Source organism: Brevibacillus nitrificans (assembly GCF_003710965.1).
Taxonomy (GTDB): Bacteria; Bacillota; Bacilli; order Brevibacillales; family Brevibacillaceae; genus Brevibacillus; species Brevibacillus centrosporus.
In genome coordinates, this window is the sequence record NZ_RHHU01000024.1 from 36,308 (window position 1) to 56,239 (window position 19,932).

The 19,932-nt window shown below is 52.7% G+C and carries 21 protein-coding genes; 5 read left to right on the plus strand and 16 right to left on the minus strand.

Annotated features, from left to right (window positions below):
- Positions 1–20: 20 nt before the first annotated feature.
- From purD to purC, 10 genes are all read right to left on the minus strand, one after another.
- Positions 21–1,301 (minus strand): phosphoribosylamine--glycine ligase, encoded by a 1,281-nt coding sequence (gene purD, locus EDM59_RS29025; protein WP_122926798.1) that lies wholly within the window; start codon positions 1,299–1,301, stop codon positions 21–23.
- Positions 1,302–1,336: 35 nt separating this feature from the next.
- Positions 1,337–2,884, minus strand: a complete 1,548-nt coding sequence (gene purH / locus EDM59_RS29030; protein ID WP_122926799.1) for a bifunctional phosphoribosylaminoimidazolecarboxamide formyltransferase/IMP cyclohydrolase — start codon at positions 2,882–2,884, stop codon at positions 1,337–1,339.
- 223 nt (positions 2,885–3,107) lie between these two features.
- Entirely contained in the window at positions 3,108–3,479 is a 372-nt protein-coding gene (locus EDM59_RS29035; protein WP_122926800.1) for a hypothetical protein, read from the minus strand.
- Positions 3,480–3,629: 150 nt separating this feature from the next.
- Positions 3,630–4,238, minus strand: coding sequence for a phosphoribosylglycinamide formyltransferase (purN, locus tag EDM59_RS29040; RefSeq protein WP_122926801.1), 609 nt, complete (start codon positions 4,236–4,238; stop codon positions 3,630–3,632).
- Positions 4,232–5,272: a phosphoribosylformylglycinamidine cyclo-ligase gene (purM, locus tag EDM59_RS29045; RefSeq protein WP_122926802.1), complete on the minus strand. Its 1,041-nt coding sequence runs from the start codon at positions 5,270–5,272 to the stop codon at positions 4,232–4,234. Before purM ends, purN begins: the two co-directional genes overlap by 7 nt.
- Positions 5,273–5,306: 34 nt before the next feature.
- On the minus strand, positions 5,307–6,725 hold the full coding sequence (gene purF / locus EDM59_RS29050) for an amidophosphoribosyltransferase (RefSeq protein WP_122926803.1): 1,419 nt from the start codon (positions 6,723–6,725) through the stop codon (positions 5,307–5,309).
- Entirely contained in the window at positions 6,710–8,953 is a 2,244-nt protein-coding gene (gene purL, locus EDM59_RS29055) for a phosphoribosylformylglycinamidine synthase subunit PurL (protein ID WP_122926804.1), read from the minus strand. The genes purF and purL overlap by 16 nt, the downstream gene beginning before the upstream one ends.
- On the minus strand, positions 8,934–9,626 hold the full coding sequence (purQ, locus tag EDM59_RS29060; RefSeq protein ID WP_122926805.1) for a phosphoribosylformylglycinamidine synthase subunit PurQ: 693 nt from the start codon (positions 9,624–9,626) through the stop codon (positions 8,934–8,936). Before purQ ends, purL begins: the two co-directional genes overlap by 20 nt.
- A 4-nt stretch (positions 9,627–9,630) precedes the next feature.
- On the minus strand, positions 9,631–9,879 hold the full coding sequence (gene purS / locus EDM59_RS29065) for a phosphoribosylformylglycinamidine synthase subunit PurS (protein WP_092267418.1): 249 nt from the start codon (positions 9,877–9,879) through the stop codon (positions 9,631–9,633).
- The gene (gene purC, locus EDM59_RS29070) at positions 9,872–10,591 is read right to left on the minus strand and encodes a phosphoribosylaminoimidazolesuccinocarboxamide synthase (protein WP_122926806.1); all 720 of its coding nucleotides are present in this window, start codon (positions 10,589–10,591) and stop codon (positions 9,872–9,874) included. The genes purS and purC overlap by 8 nt, the downstream gene beginning before the upstream one ends.
- Positions 10,592–10,844: 253 nt before the next feature.
- On the opposite strand from purC, the gene EDM59_RS29075 reads away from it, so the two are divergent.
- The 4 genes from EDM59_RS29075 (at position 10,845) to EDM59_RS29085 (ending at position 14,156) form a co-directional block, all read left to right on the plus strand.
- Complete coding sequence (locus EDM59_RS29075; RefSeq protein WP_122926807.1) at positions 10,845–11,417, plus strand: hypothetical protein; 573 nt, start codon at positions 10,845–10,847, stop codon at positions 11,415–11,417.
- A gap of 92 nt (positions 11,418–11,509) precedes the next feature.
- Positions 11,510–11,650, plus strand: a complete 141-nt coding sequence (locus EDM59_RS31265; RefSeq protein WP_183193075.1) for a hypothetical protein — start codon at positions 11,510–11,512, stop codon at positions 11,648–11,650.
- Between the two features lie 106 nt (positions 11,651–11,756).
- Positions 11,757–12,956, plus strand: a complete 1,200-nt coding sequence (locus tag EDM59_RS29080) for an iron-containing alcohol dehydrogenase (protein ID WP_122926808.1) — start codon at positions 11,757–11,759, stop codon at positions 12,954–12,956.
- A gap of 84 nt (positions 12,957–13,040) precedes the next feature.
- Positions 13,041–14,156: an aminopeptidase gene (locus tag EDM59_RS29085; protein ID WP_092267421.1), complete on the plus strand. Its 1,116-nt coding sequence runs from the start codon at positions 13,041–13,043 to the stop codon at positions 14,154–14,156.
- A 133-nt stretch (positions 14,157–14,289) separates the two neighbouring features.
- On the opposite strand, the gene EDM59_RS29090 is transcribed toward EDM59_RS29085, so the two are convergent.
- Positions 14,290–15,084 carry a DUF169 domain-containing protein gene (locus EDM59_RS29090; RefSeq protein WP_122926809.1) on the minus strand — a complete coding sequence of 265 codons (795 nt, stop codon included), beginning with the start codon at positions 15,082–15,084 and terminating at the stop codon, positions 14,290–14,292.
- Positions 15,085–15,281: 197 nt separating this feature from the next.
- Here EDM59_RS29090 and EDM59_RS29095 point away from each other — a divergent pair, with 197 nt between their 5' ends.
- Positions 15,282–15,866, plus strand: a complete 585-nt coding sequence (locus EDM59_RS29095) for a hypothetical protein (RefSeq protein ID WP_122926810.1) — start codon at positions 15,282–15,284, stop codon at positions 15,864–15,866.
- A gap of 21 nt (positions 15,867–15,887) precedes the next feature.
- Here EDM59_RS29095 and EDM59_RS29100 read toward each other — a convergent pair whose 3' ends face one another.
- The 5 genes from EDM59_RS29100 to EDM59_RS29120 are packed head-to-tail and all read right to left on the minus strand — an operon-like array spanning position 15,888 to position 19,925.
- Positions 15,888–17,198, minus strand: a complete 1,311-nt coding sequence (locus tag EDM59_RS29100) for a VWA domain-containing protein (RefSeq protein WP_122926811.1) — start codon at positions 17,196–17,198, stop codon at positions 15,888–15,890.
- Between the two features lie 32 nt (positions 17,199–17,230).
- Positions 17,231–17,914, minus strand: a complete 684-nt coding sequence (locus EDM59_RS29105) for a pilus assembly protein TadG-related protein (RefSeq protein WP_122926812.1) — start codon at positions 17,912–17,914, stop codon at positions 17,231–17,233.
- Between the two features lie 2 nt (positions 17,915–17,916).
- Positions 17,917–18,330, minus strand: coding sequence for a TadE/TadG family type IV pilus assembly protein (locus EDM59_RS29110; RefSeq protein WP_122926813.1), 414 nt, complete (start codon positions 18,328–18,330; stop codon positions 17,917–17,919).
- A 4-nt stretch (positions 18,331–18,334) separates the two neighbouring features.
- Positions 18,335–19,042: a hypothetical protein gene (locus tag EDM59_RS29115; protein WP_122926814.1), complete on the minus strand. Its 708-nt coding sequence runs from the start codon at positions 19,040–19,042 to the stop codon at positions 18,335–18,337.
- A 28-nt stretch (positions 19,043–19,070) separates the two neighbouring features.
- The gene (locus EDM59_RS29120) at positions 19,071–19,925 is read right to left on the minus strand and encodes a hypothetical protein (RefSeq protein ID WP_122926815.1); all 855 of its coding nucleotides are present in this window, start codon (positions 19,923–19,925) and stop codon (positions 19,071–19,073) included.
- Positions 19,926–19,932 lie beyond the last annotated feature (7 nt).

The window sequence follows — 19,932 nt, forward strand, 5'->3', positions numbered from 1 at the left end:
TGCCTGGGCTGCTGCTTTTGTTATCGGCTGTTATTTTGATGACGCATCGCTTTTGCGGCAATGTCTGTCCGGTACTGCGCTCCCTCAAACGAGATGGCCTGCACCGTTTCATAGGCGGCTGCGCGCGCTTTCTCCAGATCGTCTCCCGTTGCGGTCACACCCAACACACGTCCGCCGCTGGTGACGATGCCCTCTTCGGCAGCCTTCGTTCCTGCATGGAATACGGTAACGTTCTCTCCTGTGCGATTCAAGCCTTCAATCAGCTGGCCTTTTGGATAGTCCCCCGGATAACCCGGAGCTGCCATCACAACACATACAGCACTGCCTTTTTTCCACTTCACATCGACGGCATCCAGTTCACCCTTGATGGTAGCGACCACGATCTCCAGCAGGTCTGTCTCGAGCAAAGGCAGAATCACCTGCGTCTCGGGATCTCCAAAACGAGCGTTGAATTCCACCACTTTTGGACCTTGCTCCGTAATCATCAAGCCGGTGTACAAAATGCCCTTGAACGGAATTCCGTCTTGCGCCATTCCTTTTGCCATCGGTTTGACGATGGTCTCCACGATCTGGGCGACTAGCTCCTCAGACATTTGCGGAACCGGAGCGTACGTCCCCATACCGCCTGTGTTCGGGCCGCGGTCGTCGTTGAAAATCCGCTTGTGATCCTGAGAAGTGATCATCGGCTTGACGGTTTCTCCGTCGACGAAGGACAGCAAGGAAAGCTCCTCGCCAAACATGCACTCCTCGACGACCACACGCGTGCCTGCTTCCCCGAAGATGCTCTCCTCCATGATCTGGCGAAGGGCTTCCTCTGCCTCTTCCAGCGTTTCGGCTACGACGACGCCTTTTCCGGCTGCCAGTCCATCGGCTTTGATGACGATCGGCGCGCCCTGTTCACGTACGTAGGCGATCGCGGATTCGTAGTCAATGAAAGACTCGTAGGCCGAGGTCGGGATGTTGTAGCGCATCATCAGGCGCTTGGCAAACGATTTGCTGCCTTCGATCATGGCCGCTCTGCCATTTGGGCCAAAGATCGGCAGGTTGCGTTCCTCGAAAAAGTCTACGATGCCTCCCAAGAGAGGATCTTCCGGGCCGACCACCGTCAAGTCGATCCCTTCGTCTTTTACAAACTGGGCAAGTGCCGCGAAGTCATTGACACCAATCGGTACGTTTTGAGCGATTTGTGCAGTCCCGCCATTTCCCGGCGCGCAATACACCTTTTTTACCTGCGGGCTTTGCAGCAGCTTCCATGCAATCGTGTGCTCACGACCGCCACTGCCGATTACCAAAACATTCATCGTATTTCCTCCTGTGCTAGAGGTCATGCGCTCTATTAGTGTTTGAAGTGACGAGTACCTGTGAAGATCATAGCGATCCCAAAGCGATTGCAAGCGTCGATGGACTCTTGGTCACGTACCGAGCCGCCTGGCTGAATAATCGCTGTAATCCCGGCTGCTGCCGCTGCTTCAACCGTATCAGACATCGGGAAGAAGGCATCAGAAGCCAGTACAGAGCCTTTTGCCAGATCCTTGGCCTGCTCAATTGCGATCTTCGCGGAGCCGACGCGGTTCATTTGACCTGCCCCTACGCCGACAGTCATATTGTCTTTCGCCAGCAAAATGGCGTTGGACTTCACATGCTTGACTACTTTCCAAGCAAATTTCAGCTGTTCCATTTCCTCTGCAGTTGGCTGGCGATCCGTCACGACACGAACTTCGGATTCCTCCAGCTGCTTCAGATCGTAATCCTGAACCAAGGCGCCACCAGCAACAGGTGCTACGCGGAAATGGTTCGCTTTTACCGAAGCCTCGTTCAAGGTAGGGATGCGCAGGAGACGCAGGTTCTTTTTCTCGGTCAATACAGCCAGCGCTTCTTCTGTAAAGTCTGGTGCGAGGATGATTTCCAGGAAGATCTCTTTCATTGCAAGTGCCGTGTCACGGTCAATCGTGCGGTTAGCTGCGACGATACCGCCAAAGATCGAAACGGCATCTGCTTCGTAAGCTCTCTGATAAGCTTCGCGAATGGTTGTCCCGATTCCTACTCCACATGGGTTGGAATGCTTGATCGCCACAACAGCCGGCTCCGAAAACTCACGGACAATCGCAAGTGCTGCATCTGCGTCGTTAATATTATTGTAAGAAAGCTCTTTGCCATGCAGCTGCTCCGCGTAGGCGATACTTGCAGTGCCTGCCAGCGGCTCGCGGTAAAAGGCTGCACGTTGGTGCGGATTTTCGCCGTAGCGCAGGTCTTGTGCCTTCTCATAGGTCACCGTGAAGCTCTCTGGCAGCAGCTCTCCCACCTGTTCGCTCAAGTAACGGGAGATGAGGGCATCGTACGCTGCTGTGTGACGGAAAACTTTCGCAGCCAGTTTGCGGCGAGTCTCAAGCGTCGTGTCCTGGTTCGCTTCAATCTCGGATGCCACTGTCTCGTAATCAGCCGCATCGACGACGACACTGACAAACGCGTGGTTTTTCGCAGCGGAGCGCAGCATGGTCGGTCCGCCAATATCAATATTTTCAATTGCCTCTTCAAACGTAACATCTGGCTTGGCAATGGTTTCTTTAAATGGATACAGGTTCACGACAACCAGGTCAATGGTCTCGATCGCAAGTTCTTTCAACTGCTTTTGATGAGCTTCATTGTCGCGCACAGCCAGAAGACCGCTATGGATATTCGGATGCAGCGTTTTGACGCGGCCGTCCAGAATTTCTGGAAACCCGGTTACTTCGGAAATGCCGATGACAGGAACACCCGCTTCCTTCAAGAGAGAAGCTGTACCTCCGGTTGAAATGATCTCTACTCCGGCAGCTGCCAGACGACGAGCAAACGGTATCAATCCTGTCTTGTCAGAAACGCTGATCAACGCTTTTTTCACACTCACGGATAGAACCTCCTGGACTTTTGGTTAGTTTACCTCAGAAAAACCACTACGAGGCTGTTCTTCGATGCTTGGTTGGGTATTTTTTAAACAAAACACGAACATTCCATTCCTATTAAAACATAAATGTACGTTTTCATCAAGGTTTTCGTCAGAGCAAAACAAATGCAGCCGCCTGTGCTTGTTCCGCACTCACGACTGCTTTTTTCTATCCATATGCGTCTATTTACCGGTTTTTCTTTTTCCTGGCCGACAATTTTTTCACACGTTGCGCGAGTGAAAGCGGCTTGCCTCTTCCTGCAGCCGGCTTCGGTTTTTTGACCTTGCTCCGCTTCCCTTTGACGTCCTTGCGCATCAGGCTTCCCAGTTCATCCATCGTGAGGGATTTGCCGCTTTTCATCCGTTCCTTTACTTTTTCCTTTGTTTCTTCCGGAACATTCAGCCCCATATCAGACAGCTCACTCATGACCGCGTCTATGTCCTGGGAGCCACCTTTCGGGAATTTTTCGGCAAGCTTCATAATGTCGGCCAGTGTCCATTCCCGCCCTGTCTTCTTGCTTAGCTTGCCCAGCAAATCGGCAACAAAATCTCCGCTCAAATGGGCCCCTCCTCGATTACGGCTTTGCTCTTCTGTTCACCATATGTCGAGAGACTCCATTTGGTTTGCTATCTCCACGCTTGTCATGGTTTTGCGGAAACGAAAAAAGCGCTTGTTCCAAGAACGTAAGCGCCTTTCCTACCTATACAATTACACCAGCTGGACATGGCGTCCTTCCAGCTTCACTCGTCCTTCTACCAACCAGCCGATCACGTCTACCAAAAGGCCATGCTCGACCTCATGGATGCGCGCCGCCAATGTTTCTGCTGTATCGTTTTCCTGCACGGCTACGGGAATCTGTGCAATGATCGGCCCGGTATCCAGTCCGGCGTCCACCACATGTACCGTTACCCCCGTAATCTTTACCCCGTATGCCAGTGCCTGACCAACCGCATCCTTGCCCGTAAATGCTGGCAAAAGGGACGGATGCAGGTTGATAATGCGACCTTCATAGGCAGCAAGCAGCGTCTCTCCCACCAAGCGCATGTAACCAGCCAGGACGACGAGGGAAACACCGCGCTTTTGCAGCTCTGCTACGATCTCGCTCTCAAATCCCGCTTTATCCGCGTAAGCTTTTGGCTGAAACACAAACGCCTCAATACCGAGACGCTCTGCCCGCTCCAACACTTTGGCTCCCGGCTTGTCGCAGATGAGCAGCGAGACCTCCACACCTTTCAGTCGTCCGCTTTGTACGGCTTGCACGATCGCTTCAAAGTTCGAGCCGCTGCCCGAGGCGAAAATGGCTACCTTTTTCACCATTCCACCCCGTTGTATACGACCTTGCGTTCACCCGCCTGAATATTTCCGATCAGGTAAGGCTTTTCTCCGAGCTCCTGCAGTTTTTCGATCACTGGGACAGCATCCTCTTGCTTGACAACCAGCATCATGCCAATCCCCATATTAAAGGTTTTGTACATGTCCGGATAGGAAATGCCGCCCGCTTCCTGAACGAGAGAGAAGATCGGCAGCACGGGCCAGGAACCGACATCGATCACAGCCTGTGTACCTTCAGGAAGGACACGCGGAATGTTTTCGGTGAAGCCGCCGCCTGTAATATGTGCCAGCGCTTTGACTTCAAACGATTCCAGGACAGAGAGAACCTGTTTCACGTAAATGCGGGTAGGGGTCAACAGCTCTTCGCCCAGCTTTTTCCCCAGCGCGTCTACATGATCGTGCAAGGACATGCCTTTGTCCGCCAGAAGCACCTTGCGCACGAGAGAAAAACCGTTGCTGTGCACGCCGCTAGACGCGAGTCCAATCAACACATCGCCTGCTGCGACAGTAGAGCCGGTGATCATCTTGCTCTCGTCTACAACACCGACCGTAAAGCCAGCGATGTCATACTCGCCTTCCGCATACATGCCCGGCATTTCCGCCGTTTCCCCACCGATCAGGGAACAGCCTGCCTGGGAGCAGCCATCTGCAATCCCTTTGACAATCGCTTCGATCTTTTCCGGAATCACTTTATCGACAGCCAAGTAGTCGAGGAAAAAGAGCGGCTCTGCCCCTTGCACAACCACGTCGTTCACGCACATTGCTACAGCGTCAATGCCAATGGTATCGTGCTTATCCATTGCAAATGCCAGCTTCAGCTTTGTGCCCACACCGTCTGTACCCGATACGAGTACTGGCTTTTCGTATTTCTTTGTATCCATGCGGAACAGTGCACCGAAGCCGCCCAAATCGGTCAGCACCTCGGGACGGAATGTCCGTTTTACGTGTTTTTTCATGCGCTCGACGGCTTCGTTCCCCGCGTCGATATCTACGCCTGCTTGTTTGTATGCTTCACTCATCGTTTCTCCCCCTTGGACGAGGTGCTAGCCTGCCTTAGCACTTGAGCGCTGGCAACGCTTCTTCAAAATCGATTTCAGTCGGGTATTGTCCGGTAAAGCAAGCGAGGCAATGGCCTCTATTCGGAGCCGAGTCTTCGCGGCCGATCGCTTCGAGCATTCCGTCTACAGACAGGAACGAAAGCGAATCTGCCTCGATAGCCAGGCGGATTTCCTCAATGGATTTGGTAGCCGCGATCAACTCTTCACGAGACGAGGTGTCAATGCCGTAGAAGCACGGATTCATGACAGGCGGAGAGCTGATGCGTACATGGACTTCTTTTGCACCTGCTTCACGCAGCATGCGGACGATGCGGTTGCTCGTAGTACCACGAACGATGGAATCGTCAATCATCACGACGCGTTTGCCTTCCACTACCTTGCGTACAGCCGACAGCTTCAGATGAACCGCGCGTTCACGCAGCTCCTGGCTCGGTTGAATAAACGTACGGCCTACATAGCGATTTTTGATCAAACCGATCTCATAAGGAATACCTGTCGCTTCCGCAAAGCCGATGGCAGCGGAGGTACTTGAATCCGGTACCCCGATGATGACATCTGCCTCAATGGAAGCTTCTTTGGCAAGCTGCTTGCCGAGGCGTTTGCGCGCCATGTGCACGTTGATCCCGTCGATATCGCTGTCGGGACGTGCGAAGTAAATGTATTCAAAGATGCACATCGAGCGCTGTGTCTTTTCGGTGTGCGAGGTTTCTACAATGCCGTTTTCATCCACGATAATGAGCTCGCCTGGTTGAACATCGCGCCAGTACTCGGCACCGATGATGTCAAACGCACAGGTTTCAGAAGCGACACAGATGGCGTCTCCCAATCGTCCCAGGGACAGCGGGCGCAGCCCGTTTGGATCGAGAGCGATCACCAGCTGATTTTGGTTCATGACACAGAGCGCATAGGCACCTTTAATGTGCTGCAGGGCATCTTTTACCGCGCCCGGAAGATCAGGGCGCTCCGAGCGTGCAATCAGGTGGGCGATGACTTCTGTGTCACTGGTTGTTTGGAAAATGGAGCCCTTTGCCTCCAGCTCTTTGCGAAGCACGGCCGCATTTACCAGGTTTCCGTTGTGCGCGACAGCCATGCTGCCTTGTGCGTAGCGGAAAAAGAGCGGCTGTGCGTTTTCGATTTTGCTGGAGCCTGCTGTGGTATAGCGTGTATGTCCAATGGCGATGTGACCTTTGAACTTCTCCAGATCACCTTTGCCAAACGCTTCCGATACGAGACCCATTCCACGGTGCTTATACCACTTCTCGCCGTCGGAGGCGCAGATACCTGCGCTCTCCTGACCGCGATGCTGCAGAGCATGCAGCCCCAAGTAAGTCAGCTGGGGAGCTTCCTTGTGGTTGTAGATGCCAAAGACGCCGCATTCTTCATTCAGTTCGTCCCAGATTACCCGATCAAACATGGAATCGCATCCTTCCAGGCTGCTTTCACCTCTTGAATCGAAGCGTTGACCGCTTCTGCACCGTTCACGTTGATCACCAGTTTCTCTCCGCCAGTCGTTCCGATTTGGGCTGCCGGTACACCATGCTGCGCTGCCAAAGCAAGCAGAGCCTGCGCCTTTTCCTCGGATGTACTGAGCAAGATACGGGATTGCGACTCACTGAACAAGAGAACGTCTGGACGCAGTTCGGATTCCAGAGACACCCTCGCACCGAAGCCCTCTCCGAAGCAGGATTCTGCCAGTGCTACACCCAGACCGCCTTCAGACAGGTCGTGAGCAGACTTGACGAGACCTTGACGGATCGCTGCCAGCGTCGCTTTTTGAACAGCTGCTTCTTTCGCCAGATCGATTTGCGGCGGACGGCCCGAGATAGCGCCTGTCGCCAGCTTTTGATATTCGGAGCCACCCAGCTCTGCGAATGTCTCACCCAACAGGATGATCGCGTCGCCTTCGTGCTTGAAGTTTTGAGTAGTGATGTGATCCACGTCCGTGATCAAACCAACCATACCGACAGTAGGAGTCGGGTAAATCGCGTCGCCGCTGCGCTCGTTGTAGAAGGATACGTTCCCGCCGATGACAGGAGAATCCAGCGCTACGCACGCTTCGCTCATCCCTTCGCACGCTTGTTCAAACTGCCAGAACACCTCAGGCTTTTCCGGGCTGCCGAAGTTCAGGCAGTCTGTGATCGCCAGTGGCTCTGCACCGGAGCAAACGACGTTACGAGCCGATTCGGCTACCGCAATCGCGCCGCCTACTTTTGGATCGAGGTACACATAGCGTCCGTTGCAATCCGTGCTCATCGCCAGCGCCTTGCGCGTGCCGCGAACCATCACGACCGCTGCGTCAGAGCCAGGCTTGACGGCGGTGTTTGCACGTACGATGTGATCGTACTGCTCATATACCCACGATTTGTTCGCTACTGTAGGCTGAGCGAGCAAGCTTTTCAGCGTTTCATTCAGGTCAGCAGGCTGGCTGATAGCCGCTACTGCATCCACATTGGCGTTTGCTTCATAGTAAGCAGGTACTGCGGATGGACGGTGGTACACCGGCGCTTCATCTGCCAGGCTGTTTACAGGTACTTCAGCAACGACTTCGCCTTTGTGCAGCAGGCGCAGCATGCTGTCTTCCGTTACTTTACCCACGACCGCAGATGCCAAGCCCCATTTATCGAAAATCGCAATCGCTTCTGCTTCCTTGCCTTTTTCTACGACAACGAGCATGCGCTCTTGGGATTCGGAAAGCATCATTTCGTAAGCAGACATGCCTGCTTCACGCTGTGGAACGAGGTCCAGATTCATTTCGATACCGTTGCCCGCTTTGGAGGCCATCTCGGAGCTGGAGCTGGTAAGCCCCGCTGCACCCATGTCCTGAATCCCTACGACGATTCCGGTGTCGATCAACTCCAGGCATGCTTCGAGCAGCAGCTTTTCCATGAACGGGTCGCCCACTTGTACAGCTGGACGCTTTTTCTCCGATTCTTCGGTGAGCTCTTCGGAGGCAAAGGTCGCGCCGTGAATTCCGTCACGCCCTGTGCTGGAGCCTACGTAAATGACAGGGTTGCCAATACCGGAAGCCACACCTTTTTGAATCTTGTCATGGTCGATGAGGCCGACGCACATCGCGTTTACCAGCGGGTTGCCTTCATAGGTCGGGTCGAAGTTCACTTCGCCGCCAACTGTCGGGATCCCGATGCAGTTGCCGTAGCCAGCGATACCCGCAACCACGTGTTCAAACAAATATTTGACGCGAGGAGTTTTCAGCTCCCCGAAACGAAGCGAGTTCAATACCGCAATCGGACGAGCACCCATGGAGAACACGTCGCGGATAATACCGCCTACTCCTGTCGCTGCACCTTGGTAAGGCTCGATCGCAGATGGGTGGTTATGGCTTTCGATTTTGAATACGACCGCTTGCTTGTCGCCGATGTCTACGATACCGGCACCTTCCCCTGGACCTTGCAGAACGCGTGGACCCTTGGTAGGGAAGCGGCGCAAGACAGGCTTGGAGTTTTTGTAAGAGCAGTGCTCCGACCACATAACGCTGTAAAGACCAGTCTCTGTCCAGTTCGGCTTGCGGCCGATGATGTCTACAACGCGTTGGTATTCTTCATCCGTCAGACCAATCTCGCGGTAGAGCTTCTGATCGGCAATTTGTTCGGCTGTCGGTTCTTTATGCGTGAGTTGTGACACTGCTTTTTTCCCTCCACGTCTTCAGGATCGAGGTAAACATACGGCGTCCGTCATCGGAAGTCATCCAAGTGTGGACAGCACGCTCTGGGTGAGGCATCATGCCGAGCACGTTGCCACGCTCGTTGCAAATGCCCGCGATATCTTCAAGAGAGCCATTCGGATTTTCGCCGTGATAGCGGAAGACGATCTGGCCATTGGCTTTGAGCTTTGCCAGCGTCTCTTCGTCACAGTAGTAGTTTCCTTCGCCATGAGCGATGGGAATTTTAATCTCTTCCCCAGCGGCATAATCGCGGGTAAAAGGTGTATCATTGTTTTCCACGCGCAGCCCTGCCAGTGTGCAGCGGAACTTCAGGGAACGGTTGCGCAAAAGAGCACCTGGCAACAGTCCAACTTCCGTCAGGATCTGGAAGCCGTTGCAGATTCCCATGACCAGCTTGCCTTCCTCTGCTGCTTTCACTACTTGTTCCATGACCGGCGAAAAACGGGCGACGGCGCCACAGCGCAGGTAATCTCCATAGGAGAAGCCGCCTGGCAAAAGGATCGCGTCATACTGGGAAAGATCTGTATCCGAGTGCCACACGTAATCTACCGGCACTCCCATGACGTCTTCAACCGCGTTGTACAAATCGATGTCGGCATTGGAGCCGGGAAAGACGATAACCGCTACTCGCATAACGTTAGCCCTCCACGATCTCAAAGCGATAGTCTTCAACCACCGTATTGGCCAGAAGCTTTTCAGCCATTTCACGAACGCGCTCTTCTGCTTGTGCACGATCGTTCGTACCCAGCTCAAGCTCCATGTACTTACCGATGCGTACGTTGTTCACTTCATCAAAACCAAGGGAATGCAGGGCACCTTTCACGGCGTGGCCTTGCGGGTCCAAAACGCTCTCGCGCAAAGTTACGTATACGATTGCTTTAAACATGTACGTCTCCTCCCAGTCTCTTCAGCATTTCCTGATAAGCTTCTTCTACGTTGCCCAAATCACGGCGGAAGCGGTCTTTATCCAGCTTTTCGTTTGTTTCGGAGTCCCAGAACCGGCATGTATCCGGCGATATTTCATCGGCGAGGAGAATTTCTCCGTCCGCTGTTTTCCCAAATTCCAATTTAAAATCGACGAGTGTGATGTTGCGCTCCCGCAAGTATGGACGCAGCACTTCGTTAACTGCGAGCCCCATCTTCTCCAGAGTCGCTTGGTCGCTTTCGCTCGCGATCCCCAACACTTTGATGTGAGAGGCATTCACCAGCGGATCTCCCAATGCATCGTCTTTGTAGTAAAACTCGACAACAGGCTGCGGAAGGACGGTTCCTTCCTCCATACCCAGACGCTTCGCCAGAGAACCTGCTGCGATATTGCGGACGACAACTTCCAAAGGGATGATTTCCACTTTGCGAACGACTTGCTCAGTGGCTGACAACAGACGAACAAAATGGTTGTCGATCCCACGCTCTTTTAGCATCGTAAAAAAGATTGCCGTAATCCGGTTGTTGAGCTCGCCTTTGCCCGTGATTTGCGCTCTTTTTTCTCCGTTAAATGCTGTTGCGTCGTCTTTATACTCCACCCAGTATTGATCAGGCGTCGATGTCCGATAAATACGTTTCGCCTTACCTTCGTAGAGTTGTTCCTGTTTTTCCACTGTAGGAGCCACCTTCCCAGCTAAAAAGGTTGAGTTACTGTTAATTCACGAACGATTCAACTACATTAAAACACAATCATACGCATTTATCAACGAAAAATGCGTGAACTACGTTCGACAATAGTTCGGAAATTGCTAGTAATTAAGAGGAACCCCCTATGAAAATATTCGTTTACAAACCCTCCATACCAGCTTTACATTATCTCCTAACAATAGATGGATGAGTAGGTCATTTTGACTAGGAGGAACATCAGTGAACGTCAACGCAATCCTTGCCGCTTTGATCGCACCCTTTTATCGTCTACATCGCCATACTCGATTACGCACCAAGATGATCGTTCCCTTGCTCGGAAGTTTCACCTTCTATATGCAGACGAAAAAGATGATCCTGACCCAGATGGAAAAACGTCTGGACTCGGAAACCGAAAAAATTACCGAAAAAATCTCGCTCATGAAGTTCATGTTTGCTTCTGACGACGTTTCCTACAACCAACGCTTTACTTTTGAATTGAACCAGCAAAAGTCCAGCCTGAAGAGCGAGGGACTACACGTACAGCAATACCTCGTAAAAACGGGGGAATTTCATCCCATTGATAACGTAACCAGTGGGCCAATCGATATTCCTCAGGATGTGGCTCTCCAAATGGAAGCAGAACGTTTTGGCGTCATGCATGTCAACGTAGGCGGCACCGTACACACGCTTGCTTTTACTCATTCCCCGGATGAAAATTTCATTTACGTCATAGACGCTCTCCAGGAGGAGTATCTGGGTCCATTGCATCAAACCACTCGGCTGATCTTGTCTACCGTTGCGATCAGCCTGTAAGCCTCGGCGATCTCACCCAGCGCACTGATTTGGATAAGGAAAGCCCGGAGATTCGCGCCATCGCGGATTGCTTCAATCATATGGTGGAGCAAATGGAACAAGTGACTCAGACCGGATATCAGCACATCGACGATCTGAACGCCTTGATTACTCGCTTTGCCACCACCTATACCGGTTTGGACCAGCGAATGACGGGCCTGCGCGATATCAGTGAAACATTTAAAATCGCTTGATGACGAACGCCGCGTGAATGCCAAAAGGCTTGGCCCAGCCAAGTTTTCTAATCATGTGATAAACTGTTTTTGGTGCAACCTATACGGAAAGAAGGAAGGTATTCAGATGTTTCCCTTTGAGGTATCGTTCCCTACCCATATTTACTTTGGCCTTGGAGAGTTGAAGCGTTTGGGCCAGGCTGCAAAGAGTCTGGGCAAAAAGGCGTTGCTCGTCACCGGCGGCAATGCTGCAAAGCGCACAGGGCTTTTGGACCGGGTACAAGCGCTATTGCAGGAAGCGGATGTAGACAGCATCCTGTTCGACAAGATCGAACCAAACCCACGGACGGCTACTGTCGATGCCGGAGCAGCCCTCGCTCGACAAAACGGATGCGACTTCATTCTCGCAGTCGGTGGCGGCTCTGTCATGGACGCGTCCAAGGCGATTGCAGCAGCAGCCCGCTCTGGACGTCCGATCTACGACTATATGCGCGGCAACCCAAGCGGCACAGCGAAAGAGCTCGTCCCCGTCCAGGACGCTTTGCCCCTCCTAACCGTCCCGACTGTCGCCGCCACGGGCTCTGAAGCCAATCCTATCAGCGTACTGACACATTGGGACACCCATGAAAAATCGTCGATCAACGGTCCTGCTCTCTATCCGAAGATCGCCATCTTGGATCCCTCAATTACGTTCACCGTTCCTGCTCGCGTCACAGCAGAAGCGTGCGCGGACATTTTCTCGCATCTGTTTGAAAGCTATTTGATCAGCGCAGCGGGCACCCATGTACAGGACGGAGTATCGGAGACGCTGATCAGACTCGTCGTCGAGCATTCCCTCACCGCCATCGAGCAGCCAGACAACGAAGAAGCTCGTTCCACCCTGCTCTGGGTAAGCACGCTTGGGATCAGCCCGTTTGCCAATGCCGGTCGAAATGCAGGTATGCCCTTGCACGGCGTGGAGCATCCTCTAAGTGGCATCTACGATATGGCACACGGGCGGGGACTTGCGATCCTATCTCTTCCTTATTTTAAGCAAGTGATTCTCGCAGACCGGCCAGAGCGTCTGGCACGCATGGGACGCCACTGCTTCGGCGTCACTGTAGAGGATGAGCTGGCAGCAGCTGAGGCCACGATTGATGCTGTTCAGCATTGGTATGAGCGCATGGGAATTACCGAGCGTCTGTCTGATTTCGGGGTGACACGAGATGCCCTGAAGCGGATGGCCGACGAGGCTGTAACCATCGGTGGACGAGGCGTAGGATACTTGCCCAGCTCCCGCAGGCTGAACGCGGAAGACATCGTAAAGATCTACGAGGCGTGCCTATAAGCTTTTGCATATACACTGGCAAGCAATCGCGAATTTTGCGATAATACCTTTAGTAAAATAATTTTTATTATGGAGGTTGCGAAAATGGCAGATCCACGGATTAATGAACTCGCAAGCCGTCTTGTCCGCTACTCGCTCAATCTGCAAAAAGGGGAAAAGGTCCTGATCGAAAACACAGGCCTGCAGCCCGAACTGGTTCGTGCTCTTGTTCGTGAAGCTTTTGCGGTAGGTGCTTTGCCTCTGGTTACCCTGAAGGATCAGGAAGTGAACCGCGCCCTGTATCAGGGTACAAGCGAAGAACATATGGCATTGATGGCAAAATACGAATACGACCGGATGAAAGACATGGATGCGTACATCGCCGTGCGCGCCTATGACAACATCAATGAATATGCCGATGTCTCTGAAGATAAAATGGGCATCTATTCCCGTGTCCTGTACCAGCCTGTACATACAAACGAGCGGGTACCAAACAAACGCTGGGTCGTCCTGCGCTATCCGAACAAATCGATGGCACAGCTGTCCAGCATGAGCTTGGAAGGCTTCGAAGACTTCTATTTCTCTGTCTGCAACCTGGACTACGCCAAAATGTCCAATGCCATGACGCCGCTCAAGGAACTGATGGAACGCACCGACCGTGTACGCATCGTTGGACCGAAAACCGACCTGCGCTTCTCCATCAAAGGCATCAACGCCATCAAATGCGACGGCAAACGCAACATTCCTGACGGAGAAGTATACACCGCACCTGTGCGCGATTCTGTAGAAGGTACCATCTTCTACAACGCTGCGACCAACTACAACGGCATTTCCTTCACCGATGTGCAGTTCACCTTTAAAGAAGGAAAGATCGTGGAAGCCACCAGCTCCAACACCAAGGCGCTGAACGACATCCTCGACACAGACGAAGGTGCTCGCTACATCGGGGAATTCGCGATCGGCTTCAACCCGCACATCCTGCATCCAATGCTCGATATCCTGTTCGATGAGAAAATCGCCGGCAGCTTCCACTTCACGCCAGGCAATGCATATACCGTGGCAGACAACGGCAACCGTTCCTCCGTTCACTGGGATCTGGTGCAAATCCAGCGTCCCGAATACGGCGGCGGCGAAATCTGGTTCGATGACGTCCTGATCCGCAAAGACGGCCGTTTCGTCCTGCCAGAGCTGGAAGGCTTGAACCCGGAAAATCTGGTGTAATCCAGGAATGACATCAAGGGCAGTCTCTATCGTCATAACCAGGCGATAGAGGCTGTCCTTGCCTGACAACAGCTTTGAAAAAGCAAAGCCAGCGAGTCTCGGTCCCACCGAAACAGCTGGCTTTTTCGTTTTCCTAGGAAGTAAGCTCTTTTTCCTTGCCTTCTCCGAACATACCAGTGAGCTTCTGATAGGTCGGCGGGAACTCGGCCTGGTAACGCAGAAACGATGGAATCGGATACCGCACACCGCCCTTTTGCGTCCCTACGAGTCCATCTACCAGCTCCTGTGCGTCGCGGAAATGAAAGCTGAACGCCATCTCATGGTCCTGTGTCTGCGCAAACAGCCTGTCGCCGTAACAGGGTACGATCACTTGCGGCTCTCCTGTCTGCAGCGGCTTGATCGCGATATCGGCACAGTCAGCGCGACTGGAAAAGGTTGACGGAATGGAGCCACCCCGCTTGTAAAGCATGCCGGCTACCAGACGCATCACCTGCGCCGCGTTTCCATAAATGACGACAACATCCGGGTCTATTTCCGCCCTCTCCAGCGGATAGGACACATAGTATCCGCTCTCTTCTTTGGAGAGCTTGGGTACATCCTGCTCGCTTTTTGCTCCTGTCTCCAAGGAGTCGGTGTACATGCCACAGGCAAGATTTCCTTCTGAGTAAAACGGCAGCTGCTCTTCGTAGCCAAAAGCTACTTGAGCGATCGGACAGGACAGATCCGCCCCGTTCATCGCGATGCTCCATCCATAACGGCGAGAAAACCCAACTGCTTGGCAGATGGTGATTTGGTAGCCCAGGTCTCGCGTCGGCCGCTTCGCCTTCTGCGGAAGGTTCGCTTCCTCCTTCACCAAGGAAACACCTACCGGAAATGTTTCCGTTCTCACATAGGTTTGAATGGCGTCACTTAGCTCTTTTGCATTCATGCCCGTTCCCCCCTTACGTTAATAGCCGTACTCCGAATGTTTCGTCTTTTCGCTTGTAAATTCCTTTGTTTTCCACAAATACGTAGGGAATGCAAAGCTTACAACTTCGTAAGGTACTGGAAAGGAAAATCGATTTCGGGTTGGCACAAACCCTGCTACTATAGAACGTGACTTCAAGGAACATACGGAGGATCCGAATGAAAACGTCTATGAGGATCATGCTGCTTCTGCTGGTTGTCGTTTTAAGCGGCTGTACCCCTATCGCTTCCCCCGAGCAAGTACAGGGCTTGACCAAAGAAGAGGCCGCTCAGATCGCATCTGCTGCTGTCAGACAATACTATCGTGTCGACGTCGACACCATGGATCGGGATATTACGCTTGAGGACCCCGCCAAGCTGGTGGAATCGACGACTGGTGAACCTATTTTTAGAGGCATTCCCGTCCACGTTGTTCTAAAGCGTGACCCAGCCCCAGGCGAAATCACTGCCTACCACGCCATCATCGACCCAAATTCCAAACAGGCGCTGTCCGTCTCCATCGACGTCGCCGAGCCCGATGACAAACCGACTCCTGCAAGCAAAGAAACCGATCTGGAGCAGGCTGCAGCTGAATTTATCCGCAACCAAAAGCTGCTCACCCCTACAGCCTTTCAATTGATTAAAGCATCCTATGCCAATCCCGATGACATCAAACGGTATTTTTACTATACAGATGGGCTGAAAGCGATCGCCATCGGAGTCGATACGCAATTGCAGCAAGTGGTTACCTTCACCTATATCTAGGAACAAACAAAACAGCGGGTATCAATTCCCGCTGTACTTTTGTTCGATCTCGCTTTTCATTTCCTGATAGGTCTTGTTGGTGAGATGGACCAGATAATCTGTCAGCTCATCCTTGGCATCTGTCGCCAATGCCTCCCTCACCGCTCTTTGCGAAAGGAGAAATTCCTTGGCCTGGCTGCCGATCTTCCCCGTCGCCTCCAAATAGTCAAGAGCTGCACCGATATTCAGACTCTCTCGCCAATTTTTCTCATACCAGTCGCGATCGTACGCATCGATCCATTTCCGCCTGTCGATGAGCACTGCATCCATCTCTGTCATCGCGTCCCTTTTCCACTGCTCCCACTTCTGAGCAATTTCCTTGGCTCTCTCCAGCTCCTGCCGGAATTGATCGCGATTGGTTACGTTGGCGTACAGCCCTTCCGAGGCCTGAGCGATTTCCTTCAGCTGCTTTTGCCCTTGGGCGTCTACGTCAAAGCCAATGACGTTGAGCAGGGGCATAACATCGGACTGAGATAGGTCTTTGGCGACCGCGACCGGGTCTCCCCCGCACGTCTCGATGCCATCGCTGACCAGGTAAATGATGTTCGTATTTTGATCAGCCGGGAATGCTGCTAAATCTTCCCGGGCTTTTTGCAAGGAATACGCGATCGAGGTCCAACCAGCCGGCTCAAACAAACCGAGTGCTTCGTCCAGCCTCTGGGCATCGTAGGACTGGAGCGGATAGACGATGTCGCTGCTGCTGCAGGACCGCTGTTTGTCCGCATCGGAGCCGGTTCCCTGATGACCGTATACGCGCAAAGAAATCTTGGCCTCTTCCGGAAGGGCTTCGGCAAACTCCTTAATCGCTTCTTTGGCCAGCTCCATCTTGGTTTTCTCTCCGATTTTCTCGCGCATGCTCCCACTGGCATCCAGGATGATTTCTACGTTGAAATGCTCCCGGAACAGAAACCGCGCATCGCCGATATCCGGGCTGCCAAACGATGCCATCTTCCACCGGTCTACCACCATCTGCGGGCTCAAATAGTCCTCGGAAAACAGCCTGAGCAAGTCTGACCAGTAGAGTCTCAGCAGCGATTCATCCATGCCGTCGAGGAGCGGAGGTAATCCATCGAGGATCTGATGGATTTTTTCACGCTGAGGATGCTGCGGCTGGTAAAAGGAAATGCCGGACAGCGGTCCTGGTGCAGCCATGATCAGCTCCTGTGCAGTCTGGGGAAGCTGCACTTCGGGAGCGGAAAACACGGAGCCCGCTGCGCCGACTGAGCAGCCTGCCAGCATGAGTGTCACGAGTATGCCTCCAAGGATACGATGCCATCTGCGCTTTTCTCTCATGTATACCGCCTCCTTAGAGCGTGTTGCATTTGTCACCAGCTATCTCCCTCTGTAAACACCTGGGGAAACTGCTCCCATCCTGTCACCTTGATAAAACCAATGCTCCTGCTCTCCCCTGTCTGATAGATTTGCTCGTTATGCAGAGGCAAGAAATCCAGCCCGAATGATTGGCTCTCATAACGGACCGATGTCCGCACCTCGATCCGGTCTTCCCCATTGAAAAGCTTGAGGGAGGAGCCGTCGAGAGTGCTTTTGTTGCTGGCCAGAATGTCCCTTACGACGCCTGGAATCTTGGTCGAGGCAGCATGCAACCCCTTTCGCACATGTGCCTCCAGCGTTGGATAAGTCGGAATGGCAGCGAGCAATACGCGATCGATCGCTTCCGCCCTCACTTCACTCGAAGACCAGTCGGGATGGGAAGCTTGGATGGTATCCATCTGCGCCTCTACCAGCTCCCAGATAAAGACCGGGTCCACCCAGCTCTCCATGGAAAGGTCGTACACTTTGATGGCCTCCTCCACCTCATCGTAAAGGATATCCGTCGCCGCCAGGCTGGCCAGCTGGGCGCTGTTTGCCGCTGCCTCCTTGTCGACGAAGATGGTGGAGATGTTAAACAAGACGGAAAAGACCACCAAGAGCAGGAAGAAAAAGAGGGTCAGCACCAGGATCGTGACATTTCCTCGTTCATTGCGTACGTGCATGATTGCCTGTCTCATTTTTAATGAATCACCCGTCCTCGCAGCTCTCTGGAGAAGGAGATCACCCTGTCTTCCTCGCTCATGTTATCTTTGATGAAATCCGGCAAAAAAAACAAGTCCAGGTTCACGCCGACCCTCGCCGTAAAGTAACTGCCGTCACCGGAAATGCTCGACTCACCGCCATTATAGGCAATGCCCCCGCCTGCACTTCCCACAATGTGCTGCGCAGCATCCAGTGCCTCGCCAGAATTTCCGGTGATCGCATACACCTTCGCCGCTTCATTGGCAGCCGATTGCGCGATGATGACTGCGTACACACCGGTCAAAAACTGCCACAAGATCAGCAGAATCAAAAATACAAAGGGCAGGATGCCGATGAACTCCACCGTTACGGAGCCCCGTTCATCCTTCAGCTTCGCACGTGATTTTCGCATGGTATCATCCTTCCAGTGCCAGTACGTCCTCCACCCGCTCCCGCTCTGTACTCCATTTGTAGGTATACATCGTAAACAGGATCGCCACAAAGGGAAAGAGAATCACGTTCAACAGCATTTGCGTGAAAAATACAGCCCCGAAGCTGGTCGTGATGAAAGTAACCGAATAAAGCCCTATCAAACTGATCGCCCATTCGATTACGCTTGCCAGCAATAGCAGACCAAGAATTTGGACAAAATGCTTTTTCCCCATATCCAAAGCCGTACGCAGGCACTGCCATGGCGATTTTCCTTTCATCACGACCAAATAGGGCGTGAGGTAAAACAGTAAAAGCAGGATCAGCCCCGGAATGACAAAGAGCAGTATCCCTGTACATACTGCCAGTACGTAAACGATGGCAAACAGGAAGACCGCAAAGCCGTGCTCGGCGAATGCCCGGAATGCCTTGCGCAGCGGACGCTCCTCCCCTTCCAGGTCACTTAATACAAACTGGGCAAACGGGATTTGCACAACCATCAAAAACAACAGCAGCAGAAACAGGTTCAAAAAGCTGGATACGATCTTGGCTCCCGTGATAGCCGCCAGAAAATTGACGTAGTTGAGCGTCATGTTGTGCACGATCAAGAAAGGCAGAACGATGACGGCGGACAGCAATAGCAGCGATTCAATATTTCGTGTATAAAAATGGATGCTTGCTCTCATCGGATTCATGGCTTCTTCCTCCCTGCCTCATCCAACTTTACGTGTTTCGAATAATGGGAACGATCTTGGTCTGAAAATGAAATTCCTGTTTCTTCTCAAACGCATCCACCAGCTGCTGCTTGGACGAAAAGGGAACCGGCTGCCCTGACGCAACAGCCTCGAACCCTTTGATGGAGTCGTCATTGGTTGCCCTCAGCTTTTTCTCTCTGTAGGAGTCCAGCAAATCGAGCAATTTTTGGCGCTTGGTCTTCAACTCACTAGGAAGCGGCACCTCAACCTTTTGCAAAAACGCAGCCAATCGATCGACAGACTCCCTGATCTCTGCCTGGCTGCGCAATCCCACGTAGAGCTTGTAATTCGCCTCGTGAAACAAATAGTCCAGGTCCTTTTTGTCTTCGGGAGTGACATAGCCTACCCCCAGTACATGATTCAGCGACTCGATCCCTTTGTCATAGAGAGAGTGGAGCTGGTCCCGTGTTTCGATCACGTATTGGCATACATCGATGAGACTTTTCATGTCCCCGCGAATGGTTTCTCCCATTTGTTCCTCGTAATGGGGCTGCAGGGCTTGCAGGTAATCCCGCTTCTCCGTGTACATCCAGACCGGTTTGTCTTTCGCTGGAGCCAGTTCCTTGTTCAATTCGTGCGCAGCCACATTGTGAAGCATGAACAATCGCAATACCGGCACCGCTTCTTCCCGCGGCACCACGTCTCCGTCCGGCCTCAGGATGAGATAACCGGATGCCTCGCTCTTGCCCCACTTCCAATACTGCACGTTGTAGTAAAGCCGATCATCGATTTTGGCCGCATGGTTAAACAGCTGCGGTTTTTCCAGGAAGCGCTTGTTTTTGTCGATCTGCGCTCGGATCGGTGCTGTTTCTGTCACTTTCATCGGACGA

What these genes read in the sequence shown, in the direction of transcription:
- purD (WP_122926798.1), bottom strand. Translation starts at nt 1,301, where the DNA reads ATGAATGTTTTGGTAATCGGCAGTGGCGGTCGTGAGCACACGATTGCA.
- purN (WP_122926801.1), bottom strand. Translation starts at nt 4,238, where the DNA reads ATGGTGAAAAAGGTAGCCATTTTCGCCTCGGGCAGCGGCTCGAACTTT.
- purM (WP_122926802.1), bottom strand. Translation starts at nt 5,272, where the DNA reads ATGAGTGAAGCATACAAACAAGCAGGCGTAGATATCGACGCGGGGAAC.
- purF (WP_122926803.1), bottom strand. Translation starts at nt 6,725, where the DNA reads ATGTTTGATCGGGTAATCTGGGACGAACTGAATGAAGAATGCGGCGTC.
- purQ (WP_122926805.1), bottom strand. Translation starts at nt 9,626, where the DNA reads ATGCGAGTAGCGGTTATCGTCTTTCCCGGCTCCAATGCCGACATCGAT.
- purS (WP_092267418.1), bottom strand. Translation starts at nt 9,879, where the DNA reads ATGTTTAAAGCAATCGTATACGTAACTTTGCGCGAGAGCGTTTTGGAC.
- EDM59_RS31265 (WP_183193075.1), top strand. Translation starts at nt 11,510, where the DNA reads ATGGAACAAGTGACTCAGACCGGATATCAGCACATCGACGATCTGAAC.
- EDM59_RS29080 (WP_122926808.1), top strand. Translation starts at nt 11,757, where the DNA reads ATGTTTCCCTTTGAGGTATCGTTCCCTACCCATATTTACTTTGGCCTT.
- EDM59_RS29085 (WP_092267421.1), top strand. Translation starts at nt 13,041, where the DNA reads ATGGCAGATCCACGGATTAATGAACTCGCAAGCCGTCTTGTCCGCTAC.
- EDM59_RS29090 (WP_122926809.1), bottom strand. Translation starts at nt 15,084, where the DNA reads ATGAATGCAAAAGAGCTAAGTGACGCCATTCAAACCTATGTGAGAACG.
- EDM59_RS29095 (WP_122926810.1), top strand. Translation starts at nt 15,282, where the DNA reads ATGAAAACGTCTATGAGGATCATGCTGCTTCTGCTGGTTGTCGTTTTA.
- EDM59_RS29100 (WP_122926811.1), bottom strand. Translation starts at nt 17,198, where the DNA reads ATGAGAGAAAAGCGCAGATGGCATCGTATCCTTGGAGGCATACTCGTG.
- EDM59_RS29105 (WP_122926812.1), bottom strand. Translation starts at nt 17,914, where the DNA reads ATGAGACAGGCAATCATGCACGTACGCAATGAACGAGGAAATGTCACG.
- EDM59_RS29110 (WP_122926813.1), bottom strand. Translation starts at nt 18,330, where the DNA reads ATGCGAAAATCACGTGCGAAGCTGAAGGATGAACGGGGCTCCGTAACG.
- EDM59_RS29115 (WP_122926814.1), bottom strand. Translation starts at nt 19,042, where the DNA reads ATGAATCCGATGAGAGCAAGCATCCATTTTTATACACGAAATATTGAA.
- EDM59_RS29120 (WP_122926815.1), bottom strand. Translation starts at nt 19,925, where the DNA reads ATGAAAGTGACAGAAACAGCACCGATCCGAGCGCAGATCGACAAAAAC.